Annotated in this window: 7 protein-coding genes; 6 read left to right on the top strand and 1 reads right to left on the bottom strand. The window is 30.4% G+C overall.

Annotated elements, in window-relative coordinates:
• Position 1 precedes the first annotated feature (1 nt).
• The 6 genes from msrA (at position 2) to T416_RS0102295 (ending at position 14605) form a co-directional block, all read left to right on the top strand.
• Positions 2-517, top strand: a complete 516-nt coding sequence (gene msrA, locus T416_RS0102270) for a peptide-methionine (S)-S-oxide reductase MsrA (protein WP_051675939.1) — start codon at positions 2-4, stop codon at positions 515-517.
• 224 nt (positions 518-741) lie between these two features.
• A complete protein-coding gene (locus tag T416_RS0102275) occupies positions 742-10347 on the top strand; it encodes an SGNH/GDSL hydrolase family protein (protein ID WP_031489199.1) in 9606 nt (3201 codons plus the stop codon).
• 50 nt (positions 10348-10397) lie between these two features.
• Positions 10398-11342 (top strand): hypothetical protein, encoded by a 945-nt coding sequence (locus T416_RS0102280; RefSeq protein WP_156953978.1) that lies wholly within the window; start codon positions 10398-10400, stop codon positions 11340-11342.
• Positions 11343-11351: 9 nt separating this feature from the next.
• A complete protein-coding gene (locus T416_RS0102285; RefSeq protein WP_031489201.1) occupies positions 11352-12065 on the top strand; it encodes a YebC/PmpR family DNA-binding transcriptional regulator in 714 nt (237 codons plus the stop codon).
• Position 12066: 1 nt separating this feature from the next.
• Entirely contained in the window at positions 12067-12792 is a 726-nt protein-coding gene (locus T416_RS0102290) for a hypothetical protein (protein ID WP_031489202.1), read from the top strand.
• Between the two features lie 160 nt (positions 12793-12952).
• Positions 12953-14605, top strand: coding sequence for a hypothetical protein (locus T416_RS0102295; protein ID WP_031489203.1), 1653 nt, complete (start codon positions 12953-12955; stop codon positions 14603-14605).
• A gap of 36 nt (positions 14606-14641) precedes the next feature.
• Here the strand turns inward: T416_RS0102295 and T416_RS0102300 are convergent, their stop codons facing one another.
• Positions 14642-15664 (bottom strand): hypothetical protein, encoded by a 1023-nt coding sequence (locus T416_RS0102300; protein ID WP_031489204.1) that lies wholly within the window; start codon positions 15662-15664, stop codon positions 14642-14644.
• Positions 15665-15683: the final 19 nt, after the last annotated feature.

Genomic DNA, 15683 nt, shown 5'->3' on the forward strand with positions numbered 1-15683 from the left:
AATGAATAAAAGAATAACCCTTGCAGGTGGATGCTTCTGGGGTCTTGAAAAATATTATAGTAATTTAAAGGGTGTCATTGACACTTATGTCGGATATGCGAATGGTAACACTCCAGATCCAAGTTACCGTGATGTATGTAGTGGAGAAACGGGTTATGCTGAAGTTGTAGTTCTTACCTATGATGATACAGTTGTTTCCCTTGTGACCATTCTTTATTGCTTTTTCAAGGTAGTTAACCCATTTTCTCTTAATTTTCAGCATAATGATATCGGTACACAATACCGTAATGGAATATATGTTGATACTATTGAAGATTTTAATTTTGTTCATCAATATGTAGCGAAACTCCAAGCAAATTACACAAGAAAAATCGTCACGGAAGTTGAATTTCTGAAGAATGTTTATCGTGCAGAAGAGTACCACCAAAAGTATCTTGATAAGCATCCAAAAGGTTACTTATGCTTCGATCTTGAACAACTTGACCTTGATTTAAGAAAGAAAAAATCATTCTGATAAAGACATTTTTAGTTGAAAATTGATGACATACTAGCTATTTAAGGACTTTTTTCTTGATAAATAGCTAGTTTTTTCATTTTAGAATGCTTTTTATTCGTTATTTTAATACTATATAGTACTAAATATTAATTTAGAAGGAGTATATACTTATAGTATATAGATATCCTTTACATACCATTTAATGGTAACGACTTTATTGCTTAATGCAAGAAGGAAGTTCATTGATGATTAAAAATAAAAAAGTAAAGAATGCGACAATTTCACTTGTGACCATATTAGCGGCCGCTGGGATTATCGCACCATCTGTCTACTACGGGACAAAGAAAAAGAAAGAGCAAAACGATCTCGTTGGACTCACACGTGACAAGGGGGACCAGGTTGATATTCTTGGGATTGATGATCAAATTAACAATTCTGAGATAAGTAGTAACAATCAAGCTCAATTTGATTTTGGTCATGTTAAAATTCAACCACACACCAAGGTGAAGTACCTTGCGATCGGTGACTCAATTACCGCAGGTTTTGATGGTGCTCTTGGGTATGATGTAAGGGGTAATTTTAAGGATGGAAAAGTTTCAGGGTGAAGCTTTCCGTCTTTTCTTGCGAATTATATTAATACGATTGAAGAGGGTCGTCTTGCTGACTTTACGAACCTTGGATTAACAGGTTCACGAGTTACTGATTGACTCTATCTTCTTGGAAATCCGAATGATGATTATCTTTTAAACAAAGAATATAACTTTTTTAAATTTAGTCAAAGACTTGACCAGTCCGATGGGAATCCATTTAAGGATGAACTTCGTCAATATTTTGCTCATTTTGGATTAAATGAAAATAATACTCCTTTGACTCGAGAAACGATTAACGAAAAAGATTTAGTTGGTTTTAAGAATAAGTTAAAGGATGCAAACCTTCTTACCATTACACTTGGAGCAAACGACTTTCTATACCATCTTGACTTTAAAAAGATTCTTACTTTAACTTTTTTTAATGAAGAAGAAAGAATTCGACAATTCAATGTCATTCATCAAACATTAGTGGAAGCGGCTAACCAAATTAAGGTTAATCTTGAAAAACTAGTTAATGAAATAAAGAAGATTAATCCTGATGTTTCAATTAACTTAATTAGTTATCCAATGCCGCTACTTCGTCTTGGAGATGTTATTAACAATGCTCTTAAACTAGGTGAAAATCGTAAATTTAATAACGAAATTCTCTCTATCCTAAACGGGGCAATAAAGGATGCTGCATCCTCTTCGAATGTTAATTTTATTGATAGTTATAACCAAGTTGATTGAGTGAATAATCCAGATCTTTATGCAAACACCTTCTATGATATTCACCCGAGTCAACTTGGTTATAAGAAAATGGCTCAAGACCTAATTCTTAAAATGGCTTTCCGTCAAGATAAGAATAAGAGCAAAAACTTAAAAGAAATTGAAGAAATTAGTCCGCTTTGAACGAAGGATTACTACTTAAACGATGTTGATAGTTATAAGCAACAAATTGTTTTTATTAATCAACAATCAAACACTCCGCTTACAAACACCCAGATTGCTTTTAAGGTACTTGGACCAAAGTTAGCTCCGCTTTTCATGATTGAAAATGCATTGCAGAAAGATGAAAGAATCAAGAAATTTTTTCTAAACACTCCAAAACCTGGTTCTGTCATTAAAAACTGATTAGTCTCAAACGAATCATCATTTGATGGTTATCTTAGCCTCATCGCTAATGTCCTAACTACCTTTGGAATTGACCGCGATGAAGAGATTAGTAAATTTCTCTCGTCAGTCGATAGTCAAGGTCACAATAATCTCTATAAATTAGCTGAAGCTTTTGCTTCAACTTCTTTTATCGACGATGTACTTGGTGGAATTCAACGTGATTTAAATGAACTTGATCTAGATCAAAATAATAAGCCTGGTGTTCAAAAAATCAATAGTGACATTCTTGGTAAAGTAATTAAGAAAAACCTTCTTAATGACCAAAATTTATATCGTTTTATTAAAGAAATGTTAGAAACACCTTTCTTTAAGAAAAACAAAAATCAAATTAAAAAAATCTTAAAGATTTTTGTTAATGATGTTATTAACAATGACAGTGTATTGTCGCTAATCCTTGGTTTTAGCACATCGAATCTTGATACAGAAAAAAGGGAATTTGTTCGTACTAAAGTGACGAATATAATGAAACAAATTAGAGCAAATAATGTTGTGCAGGATATTGCCGATATTGCTCTTGATGCTCTTTTTGATCATACTGAACAGTACACTAATCTAACTGGATTATCCGATTTAATCGTCAAGGTGCTTTCTGATAATGAAAGTAGAACGAAGAGTGTGATTAGTAAAATCATTAATACCCTTCTTGTTAAGAAGGAAGGTTTTGACCTTGTTTATGATGTCCTTAGTTTTCTCGCAAACGATGAATTTAAGAGTGTTTTAAAGAATGATCACATTAAACAATTGATTTATAAGTTCCTTGAACCAAATAATAATACGAAGACATCAATTGTCCTTGAAATTGAAAATAATCTTTATACCGCACTAACTTCGAAATTTACCTATCTTAACCTTCTTGATGAGAAACCTTTTAATGCGACCGAAACCATTCTTAATTTAACTAACATCGGTAGCGAGAGTTTCTTTAAGAGTTTTTTTAAAACTTATAAAGAGAAAAATATTACGAAGGATGAAATGAAAATCATCATTGATGAAATCTTTAATATCCCTTCGGTTAGAAACTTTTTGAATAACCAAATTAATGATGTTGGTTCGCTTATTAAACAATTTAGTAAAGGTTCTGATACGAGTAAGGAACGACGAGCAAGAAGTCGTCGCGTTGCGATTGAGACCGAAATTAAAAATGATGTTTTTTCCATTTTTGGTAATTTCCTAAAAGCTATTAAGAGTTCAGGAATTGATCAAGTTGAGAAGAAGGATATTGCTGATTTATTTAAGTACTCTTTAAATAAATTTGCAGGAGCCAGAGGAATTCAAAAACTAATTAGTTTCATTGCCGACTATGGAATTAATAAAGTTGGTGACTTAATTCTTTCTTCTGATGTAGCTGTCATAAAAAAGTTTCAAAAAGAACTTTTTAACCTAACCAAAACATCGATTAAGCACTTTATTTCTCTTGATAAATATACAGTCATTTTCGATAACTTTATCGATGATCTTTTTGAACGTCCAGAAGTGTATGCAGAGCAAAAATCATTCCTTGATTTACCTAAAATCTTCCTTGATGGAGATGGAAGATATGTTCACCGGATTATTGATAATTTAATTAATGAATATGTTAATAAACCTGAAATTGTTGAACAAATTTCTAATCTTGCTAGTGGAATTATGCTTGAATTTATCCCACTTAAGGATGGATATAATAAAGATGATGACATTAAACACATTAAGAAAATATCATTTGAGGTCATCAAAGGTTTAACCAAGTTAAAGGCTTTTGAAGAAACAAAAAACAGTGTTATTCTTGCTATTTCTAATAGTATTAAACATTTAGTTCGTGAACCGTCCGTTGGTCTTAAAATTCTTTCAAATGAACTAAAATCGGCTCTTTATGGCTCAATCCCGAACTTAGGACTACTTGTTGAAATCATCGACCTACCTAATATCACAAAGGATGATCTAAAACAAATCATTGACATTGTCGTTGATCATATTGACTGAAAAAAAGACTTCCTTAATATTTTAAAAGAGAAGAAAGTTGATGAATTGGAGTCAAAGATTGACCAGAACATCATCACTAATTCAAAAGCAAGCAGAGTGAATGTTGGTGAATTAATTTACCAAATTATTAATAAGTTAACAAATAGCGAAGTATTCCACCGTGACCCAGGAAAAGCTTCTGATATGAAGGAAGTTGCTGACCACTTCATCAAGAAACTATTAAATGCTAATGACCTTCTTAACTTTATTGATGAAGCGACCGTGGTAGGTCTTGAAAGTCAAAACTATCTTGGTTTTAACCTATTAAATAAAGAAGAAAAAGTTGAATTTATTCGTCATTTAAGAAAGACTGTGATCGGGAAGAATAACGAACTTGAAAATTTACTTCTTAAATTTTCTTCTATTTTGTTTAACTCACCATCAACATTGAAGGATAAACCAGATTTAAAGAGTGTAATCGCTGCTTTAGTGAAGGAGTCAATAACTGAAATTAAGGCTTATGTTAAATCAATTATTAATGAAGTCTTAACGAACGAAAAAGTTCAAACCATTTTGCTGAACATCATTGTCCCATTGATTAATCCATCAAAGTCTTTTAACGAACTTCCAGAAAACCTAAAAGCGAAAACCATTAAAGTTTTCAAAGAAAACTTAAAACATCTCTCAGATGTTAAAGCATTTGATGGTTTAATTGAAAAGATTGCTGAAAAATTAACAGCTGAAGAAAATACCATTGCATTGTTTGATGGTAACTTAAAACCATTCCTTGACATACTTTTTTCAAACAATCAAGACCAAAATGGAAAGTCAACGAATGTCGTTACTAAATTCCTAATTGAATTACTAAAAACACCATCAAATCCAAGAGAAATCGTAGAGGTTTTTGAAGGTTGATGAGTTAACCTGGTTGAACCTAGAGTTAATAGCAAAGAATATATTGATGATTTTGATGTAACTTTCAATAAGGGTAAAACTAAAGAAAACCTTAAACCGATTTTTGACCAAGTTTTTAGTGCTCTTAAAATCCTTTATACAGACATTTTTAAAGCAGAACCAGAGACGAAAAATAAGATTAAGTCAATTTTACATACCTTGATTGATGATGTTTTATTACAAAATGCCAGTGGTACTTACCACAATGAAATAAGAACTTGAATTAAGCAATTTATCCTTAATCTAATCAACCAAAAGTTGAAGACAGATAAAGTTAATACGAGTCTCAATAAACTTGTTGATTATGTCCTTGATGATCATAATTTACTGGGTCAGGTTAGTACTTTACTCAAGGAAATTATTAATATTGCACTTGATGGTGATAGCGTTTTAGCTGATGCTGACACCTTTGGTAGTTTTATTAAAAAGTTATTTGATAAGCATTATGACCAAGTCATAGGTAAGGCAACGGAAATTGTTGATTCGTTATTAAAAAACGATCAACTTCGTTTATTAATCACTGATTATCTGTTAAATGATTTTTTACCAAATAAGCTTAAAGCAACCTTTGAAGAGAATGAGCAATTACTTTTAAAAAAAGTTATTGATGTAATCTTTAAAAATATTACTAAACAAGAACTTTATACAAAGACCTTAGAAAAGGCTAAAACAAGTCTTTCATCTCATCTTGAACATCTCTTTAATGATGGAGATATCAACCGTTTTATTCAACAGTTAGCAAGTGATATTTTCCCATCTGGTGAAAATTTCTCTTCGTTAATTGACCTTCTATTAACTAATGATTTAACTGCTGATGACCTTAATCGATTTATTGATTTAGTTGTTAAGTATTTACCATTTAACTATCTTGAAGACTGAATTAATACTCACAGTTCTTCAAGTTCATCAATAAAAAACATCAACCAATCAAAAGAAGAAAATAGTAATTCCACTCTAGAATTAATTACTTCATTATTAAAAGGAATTGCAAACCGAATTAGTCAAAGTACTAATGACCAAAAAACGAAATTAAAAGCAGTTGCTAAACACTTATTCGATGTTATCTTTAAATATCAACCATTAATTGAATTTAGTCTTAATAAGGTTAAAAACATTCCGTTAATTAAGAATACTCTTCTTAATTATGGAATCGATGAGACTTCGATTAATCAACTTTTCAAGAGTCTTGAAAAGAAGATTATTGAAAATAATGTGACTCTCGCAAGTCTTCCTTTTAACCTTGTTGAAAGTTTTATTAATCATGCAGATGAAATCAAGGGTAAGACGACTCTAAAAGAAATCCTGCAACTTATTCTTGATGAAAAAGCAAACATCTTAATTAACGATCTTAAATCCTTAATTAAGGTTGTTTTTAACATTGATGAAGTTAAAAATCTTATTACAACGGCTCTTATTCACTATGTATCTCCCGTTAAGGATAGAGAAGAAATCGATGTTAAAGCCTTGGATAACATCACTAACTTCATTAGTAAGTTACTAGAAAATATTGAACAAAATGTTTTAGTTGACGAAAACCTAAATAAGGTATTATCTAACGATAAACAACAGGGTTCGCTAATTCTTGATTTCCTAACAGTTACTGATAAAGAGTCTGCTCTTCAAGTTGTGAAACGAATTTTCAATTATGAAAATTACGGATCTTTTGCTCAATTTATTCACTTATTTGAGAATAATGATTTAACTGAAGATGATTACGTAAACTTTATTTTAAGTGTTATAGGTATACTTGACTTTAACCACTTCTTTAACCGGGTTGATGACACTAAACCAACCAGTGATGATGAAACTGAAATTTTCTCATCGTCATTTGATATTGAGAAGAATCTTCTACCATTAGTTAAGGAATTAGCTCTTCGATTTAGTTCAAAAGTGAAGGATGAAAATAAAACAAAGATTAAAAATATCCTTGTTAAAGTGGTTACAAAAACTATCGAAAACACTAGTCTTGTTGACCGTTTAGTTAGTCAGTTAAAAGAAAATACAGCAATTAATGATTTCATTAATCAAGTTGGTATAGCGACTGACCTTAAGGATTCGATTTTTACCAATCTAGGAGACAAGATTAAGGAAAACAAAGATTTATTTGGCAATCTTGTTACTGTCTTAGTCGATGGATTTATAGCAAAAGCAAACGAAATAAAAGAAGAAAACACCCTGACAAGTGCTTTACAGAAGGTTATTGATAGTAAGCGCGACGAGTTAGTTAAAATATTGAAACAGTTAATCAATATCGTTGCTAATGTAGATGGATTAAGTGATGCTATTTCAAATGCTCTCTTTAAATTTGTTAGTCCTAATAGAACAATCGACGAACTTGATGGTAATTTAACTTCTAACATTAAGGAATTTATTAAAAAGTTTGTCACTAACCTAACGAAGATTCCTTTGGTTGATGAAAAGATTCGTCTTCTTTTAAAGAAGCAAGATAATAATAAGAATCCGTCAATTTTGCTTGAATTCCTAAAAGTTAAAAATATGAAGGATGCCCTTTCTGTTGTTAAAAAAATATTTGACTTTGAAGGTTATGAATCGTTTATTGAACTAATTAAATTAGTTGAAAATGATGACATATCAGCAGACGAATATGCATCATTCTTGTTTGACGTCTTCACCTTATTTGATTTTGACCACTACTTTAAGAAAGAAGCGAAGCCTTCACCTTCACCAACTACTCCACAAACTAGTTTCGCGATGCAAATTAATCAGTTTGCTGAAAAGTTAAATAATGCTAATACTTTTAAGTATGTTCAAAAATTACTAACTCTTTCATTAAAGAAAGAAACTCCAGATAAGATTAAGAATATTATTAATCTATTAGCAAGTAAATTAATTGATGTTCATTTAAAAGAAGATGGTATTATTCATCAATTTGCTAGCAAATTAGCGGATTCTGTGAGTGAGCAAATTACAAAATCCGTTGCTGCTTTTGCTGATTTAAAACAAGAGTTTAAAACATTAATTACTAGTATTTTTGAGAGCAAGGAACTTTATACTAAGTTAAGTAATCTACTTTCAATACTAGTTAAGGATTTACTTCTTAATAAAAATGATTACAAGACAGTTAATAACACGATTGAATTTATTTCAACATTCTTCTTTACAAAGAAAAATGAAATTAAGACAACGATTAAAGAAATGATTGATCTTGTTCTTAAACCGAACGGTATTCTTGGTCATAAACTAACCGATCTCCTTGTTGCGATGTTCCGTGATTATCTTAATATTGAAGAAATAACATCTGAACAAAAAGCGAAACTAATTTACCCTGTTGAAGTAATAATGGAACATCTTGGTCAATTAGAAGCGACTGACGAAATGCTTAATCAATTAATGACTTTCTTTGAAGAAGATATTCGAACTTACAACCCTAATGAAGAAGGCAAGAATTTATCAAACATTATTGAAAAAAACATTAAGGAAAAAGTGTTTAGTCCATCCCAAATCGGGAAATTTGTTGGGATTCTAAAACACTATGATGGAGAGAAATTAACTCAATTTGTTAAGACTGTGATTGAACTTATTCCTGAGAGTAAATACAATGAGTGATTTGCTTCAATCTTTAATGTCAGTGATGGTAATGAAAGAGAATCGACAGTTGATAATGTATCATCAACTTCAACCCCTGAATCTTCATCAAATAAGACGGAAACCGCTCCAGGAGCTTCTTCTGGTAATGAAACCCTAAATGCTGAAGGTACAAAAAAAGATGCTTTACCTTACGGAATTGCCATTATAAAAGGAATTTTAAATTCAGACGAATTAAAGGATTCTTCAATCAAGGATTTAATTAAGAAAACAGTTAAAGATTCCATTCATTATCTACTTGATGACAGTAAACCAATTATTGTTTTAAAACAAATCATTAACAAGAAGCTTGTTCCAATGTTAGAAAAACTAATTGGTTTCAATGAAGAAGAATCAAAATCATTTGTTCGTCAGTTATTTGACTTTGTCTTTAAAAATCAAGATATTCGAGATATTTTTGATGACATTATTGAGCAAATAATTAATAACGAAAACAACGAATATGGGGATGCGATAAAGAGTAACATTCTTGATATTATTAATCATTATTATCAAAAGCAATTTGATACTATCCTTAAACCCAAAACCCTTGCTGTTGGTATTTCATTAATAAAAAATGATTTTGTTACAAATGCAATTGCTAAGGGATTGTTCAATAAATTAAAACTTGAAAATACAACCAACGATGATGTTGAAATTGTTCGACGAGTTATCAAGGATGTCATTGACAATTATGAACAACTTGACTTCGTTAAGGGTTTCATCGATGAAATCTTTACCATCCTTAAAAAATATCGTCTTGAAGAAATCGAAACAAAAGGTGTTTCTGAAATTACTAAAGCAATTAATGATTATGGCTTAAGCGATTTTGATAATTACTTTAAATTAGTTGATTTGCTTGTTGATAAGAAGCATAATGAAAAAGGTATTGATATTTTAAACTTCACAAAATTAATCAACATCATCTTCAGCAAATCACCAATTGCAGAATATTCTAAGATTAAGAATTCAATGGATAAAAAAGAAGGAAAATATCCACTTTTTGAAGGTTTATTAAGTATAGAAGGACAGCCTTTTAGTCAAACAATTACCCAATCATTTAACCCAAAGAAGAAACCAAATCCCAAGAACTTAAAGATCGTTAACCAAGAAGAAGAATTTAAAAAACTCTTTGAAAAACTGTGAACTAGTGAGAAGGAATTTAAGAAAGAAGATGGGACAAAACCAACCTTAATTAGTGATAATCCATTCACTGAGGCAATTATCCGAATTGGTATTGTCGCTCTTTGATATGCTCACGAATCATTCTTCCAAAACAGCGACTCAAGTTTATGGTGAGGATTTGTTTCTGTTGGTGAGAAACGAGTTCTTAACATCGTTCGGGGAACCAAACAAGATGAATTTAATCGTCGTGACAAATTAATCCTAAAATACATTTTTGGTAACCGTGGAACTAGCACTTGATGAGGGGGATACACATATCCTAATTCATCAAATTACCAAGACACTGACTTCCTATTTATGATTACCTACTGACGTCAATATCAAGGTAAGACACGCTCGCGTCATTGGGATAGTAACCACGACTTAGTTGATGAAATTTTTACAATGATTAAGGATGCAAAACCTTATAAAAAGAAAAAAGAAGAACTAAAGTACCCTATGTAATTTGAAATCAAACGCACAAGCGTTTGTTTTTTATTTAAACTATATAATATATGAACAAGAAGAATATTAAACGAAAACTGATGCTTATTTTACCAACAATTTTTGTTGGTAGTCTTTTCGTTGCTTCTTGTTCGGTCATTCAACCAATTAAACACGACTTAAAGAGTCAAATTGAGAACGATATCAGTAGTTTAAGTAAAATTTTTAATAGTTATAGCAATAACCGACTTCAGATTAAAGAACTTCTTAATAAGAACGATCAAATTAAGATTGATTCTGAAATCGAGGATAAAATTGATTTTTATGCTAAGCATATTGCGAACATAGAACTCGATGGATGAATTGATGACAAAATTAAGCAATTTGAAGAAGAGAACAAAAAAACTATTGAAAGTATTAAGTCAGAACGAATTACTGATAACTTCAATATTAGCGACAAGAACCTAATGATTAAAGACACTAAATTTATTTTTGAAACAATCAATGATGATTACAGCAACTTTGAAAGTCTTATATTTAGTCAGTCAAAACCTTCCTATTTTCTTAGTCGCAGCTTACCGTTCATCGTTTCTAAAATAAATTCATATTTTCATTCAACAAAAGTAATTACCGATGTCTTTGTGATGAACGATCTTGAGCGGGGATATATTTTTACATTTAATTACAGTGACCATACTGACGCATTTATTTCTTTTACTCCGAAAATGTTCAAATCAATTCTTGGATTTAAGTTGAATTTAAATCGGATTGATAATTTAAAATTACTCAAAAGTAAAATTAATAAAAATAGTGAAAATAAAATCATTAATGATATTGACTATCTCAATATTACAAACAACCGAAGATATAATCGCTTTCTTAAAAATTTAACTCAAGTTCATTTTCTTAATCATCAAAATGATCTTTTCATCCAAGACATTAAATTTCTAAGTAGAATACTTATTAATGAGAATGTCGTTAATGACGAATCGATTAGTTTTATCAGTAATATATAGGGGAATGGTATGCCAAGAAAACATTTAATTGCCTCAGGAATTAACAAAAAGCAACAAAATCAAGCGAAGATTTGGATGAAGTGTGCGAAGGAAATTAAACAAGCTGCTAAGCAAGGAACGAATCCAGAGACTAATCTCCGGTTAAAAGCAGCTATCGCTCGTGCTTTAAACAACAACCTAAGTCGTGATTCAATTGAAAAAAACATCAATGGTGCGACCCGGGATAAAGATAATCTAAAAGAGTTAACTTACGAAGGATATGGTCCTAATGGTTTGTCGGTCATTATTAAGGTGCTAACTGATAACGAACAACGAACCATTTCAAATATCCGTGGGTATTTTAGTAAACTAAATGGTCAACTTGCGAAACCAAATTCAGTCATCATTAACTTTAATGAGTATGGGCAAATTCTACTTAAGAATGACCGACCAAACTTAACCGACATCGTTCTTGATTTATTATTGGTTGAAGCAAATGTAATCGATGTTAATGAACAAGAGGATGTCGTTGAAATCCTTACTGAACCTTCATCATTTAACATTGCTCGGGAAATTATTGACAAAAATGGTTTTAGTATTCTTTCATCTGAAATAAAGTTAATTCCCAATGATTTTGTTTCACTTGATGATACTCAAAAGGAACGACTTGTAAGGTTCATTAACCAAACTGACGATGATGATGACATCTCGTGAGTGATTACGAACTTTGAAGAAGAAATTTAATATGGCAATTAAACTTTATAATGCTGAACACCAAGCCTATGTTAACCATAAAAAGTTTCGTGCTAATATCTTCCGAGTGGTTGCTGGAATATCCCTTTATAGTGTAATCGTTACACCTATTATTTTTGTTAGTGGAAAGAATCATCAAGATGATTATCTCCACCGTACTTTTCAGTCAATAAGAAAAGATGTAGCAAATAACCAACAAGGTCTTCTTTATTTTTACTTATATAGAACGGTAGAAAAGGAACCGTTTATCGGTCATCTTATTAAGAATGAAGAGGCTTTTAATTCTCTGATTTCTCTCAATTTAAAGAAAGAAGAAAATATTGACCAAGAGACGGCAAATGAGACAATAAAACACCTCAAAGAACAATATAATAATCAATTTTTCATTGACAATGACTTAATCGTTGTATCCTTTTATCAAGTCCCTAAGAACCTTTTTTTGACTAATTTTATTGTCGAAAATAAAAATCGTTACTCACTAGCTTATCTTGACCTTGACTCTATTTTTAATAACAGTTTTAACTATGATCATAGTCTTTCTTTAAACCCAGATAAAAGTAATACTGGCCTTCGTTTTATCCCAGTTAAAAAGAATAATAAGGTTTTAACGGTTGATTTTCATCAGCTTGATCAAGCAAAAGACCTTTACTTTTACAATGAAGTTTTTTATCGTAATAACAAATTAGTTAATTTACCAGCGTTTAAATCGAAAAAGTAGCTAGCAGGTTTTTTTAGAAATTTACTCACTTATTTTGTCTTTTGTCGTTTTTTTGATAAAAAAAGGAAATTTCCATCATAAAACAACCATAAATCCCTTATCATAAAATATTACACATATTTATCATTTTTATTTCGACAGAAATGAGGACGGAGGTTTTATGAATAATAAAAAAAGAACAACATTAATTGCTCTAGGTTCCGTTCTTCTTCCGCTTACCGGGATTGGAATTGGTCTTGCAATTGGTTTTGGTTCAAGAACTAATACCGACCATACTCATCAAAGAAACTTGATGTTGAAGGCAAATCTTGAGCATTTAAATAATGGTAATTCAAATAAGAGTGATTCTACCGAAGCTTTAACTGAACTTGAAATTAAAAATCGTGAACTTGAACATTTAATTAATCAATTAACTGAAAAAAATAACGATCTATTAAAAGAAGCAAGTGATAAATCAAGTAAGTTTAATGAAGAATTAAATAATAAGGAACAAGCATTACTATCAAAGGAAAAGGCTCTTCAGCAAAAAATCAAGGAACTTTCATCGATTAGTGATGATGTTACTAACAAAATAGACGAAAAAAAGAAAATTGAAGAGCAACTTAATAAGCTTAAAGAAGAATTAAAGAAAATTGAAAAAGATAAGGAATTGCTTTCTAGTAACTTAAATGATCGAAAGGAAGCATCTAAAAAACTAATCGATTCTTATAAATTCCTTGATGATAAGTACCGTAAGCAAATTGATGAAGCTGATGGTCAGTCACTTGGTACTATTGAAAAGCAAATTATCAATGAAATTATTGATTTACATAAGGAAATTATTGATAGTCAGCGATACTTTCAGTTACTTAATCCATCCAATGATGATTATTATCGAAACTATCTTTCCTTAATTAATGATGGTAATTTAAAGAACACTTCTCCGCTTGAAATTAAGAATATAAAGCAAAAGCTAATTGAAAAATATAACAAATTAAAGAATCAAGCAATTGCTATTAATGAGTTTTATCAATTAGGTGATGGATATCAAACAAATAAGAAAATGCTTTTGAATAATGATTCAATCTTAACCGAAAGTGAGTTAATACGAATTACGAAGGAAACAATCAACGGTATTATAATAAAGTATAAAAGAATTGATACCACAGGTATTATTGAAAGACTGCAAATAAAATACTCTAATCTAAACACTCTTGATGAGTTAAGTCAATTTAAATTATCTCCATCTTCCTTCCTCGATATGATTCTTGATGAAGAATTTAATAAACAAGAAATTAATGTTAAAATCACTGATTTTAGTTCAGATACAGCAATATATAATGATAGAATTGCTAATCGAATGAATGAATTTTGAGGAAGTAATAATCAAGATGAAAAAATAACGAAGATTAAGAAGCTATTTAAAGATCATTTTTTTGGTAATATAAGCGAAAAAGAACAATTTGATAAGTTAGAAAAGGCTCTTGCCGGGATAAGTACAAATAACGAAACATACGATAATTTGTTTACAATGAAACTTTTCTATCTATTAATGTATTATATTGTTGTTGATAAAAACATTATGAATAGTGTTAAATTCACGTCGAGTGAATGAGAATCTATTGTTTACAATGGTTATAGTTTTATTACTAAAAATAACGATTGACTTGAACTAACTGATCAAATTATTGACCGGTCAACCAAGGAATTTAAAACCGATTCAGCACTTCTTCAAAAAATTATTGCTTCAAAAACCTACGAAGAATTGAAAGCCGCAATCAATGCTAATAATGGTAAAAACCACCTTATTATTCTTCACTACGATAGAGATTAATATCAAAAAAGAGTTATCCGGTTGGACAACTCTTTTTTAGTCTTCTTTCTCTTCAACGATAAGAAGTTCCTTAGGATTGGCATCGCTCTGTTCGTTTTCTTTTATTGGACTAAGCAACTCAATATCCTGATTAAAGAAACCGTTCATATATGGTGATCTTAAGTTTTTCATATTTTCTTCTTCAATCACTATCATTCCTAAATTCTGAAAATCTTGGTTTAAAGTTTGTTTTAAGTCGATAATTTTTTGGTCGCTATCAAGATTAACTACCATTACAACATTAAGTTCGGTTAAACCTGAATAAATGTAATTCATAATCCGAAGCAAACTAAAGTCGATATTCATATTAAAAATAAGACGATGATTAAATGATTTTTCCCCAGGGATAAGTTTGATTTTTCTTTTTAGAATCCCCTTAAAACTATTAATCATATTCATTCTTGCAATCAAGAAATCTTCGACACTCATTTTATTAGTTTTAGGAATAATTTTTTTTCTTCGATAAATATAAATAAAGGTGAAAAAGAAAAAGAAAAGTGTAAAGATTAAGGGGACGATAACTGAAGATGAATTAAATGAATATTCTCAAACTTTCGGGACATATTGAATTTGGAGCTCAAACTTTCCGTTTGAGAGATCATCAGGTGTTAAGCCTTTGACAATTTCTTGTCCATTAACTATTAAATCCCCCTTGAACTTTCCAAGGGTAAGGTTAATTGATTTAATGATTGCATCAATAAAAGGTTTGGCAACTCCAGCTAAAATACAAGAAATTAAACCAAGAATACAAATGATGAAGAAAGATTCGACGAGGATATAGCGAAGCGATCTTTTTTTGGTCGAAATCTCCTCATTTAATTTATAATTCGTATTTTCAAATCACCACTTCATAAAATAAAAAAGCGGCTTGCTTTTCTTTTTAATGTGGTCATCAAAAGAAGTTTGAACGATTTTTAAATAACGGTCATTGTGAGTAAAAACACCCGAATCGTGAACGGTGTCCTTATTAAATTTAGTGAGATGCTGGTAACTTTTGTTTACTATTAATACAGATTTCATATTGATTATGTTGTTTTTT

The organism is Ureaplasma canigenitalium ATCC 51252 (assembly GCF_000712165.1).
In the GTDB taxonomy this organism is placed as follows: Bacteria; Bacillota_I; Bacilli_A; order Mycoplasmatales; family Mycoplasmoidaceae; genus Ureaplasma; species Ureaplasma canigenitalium.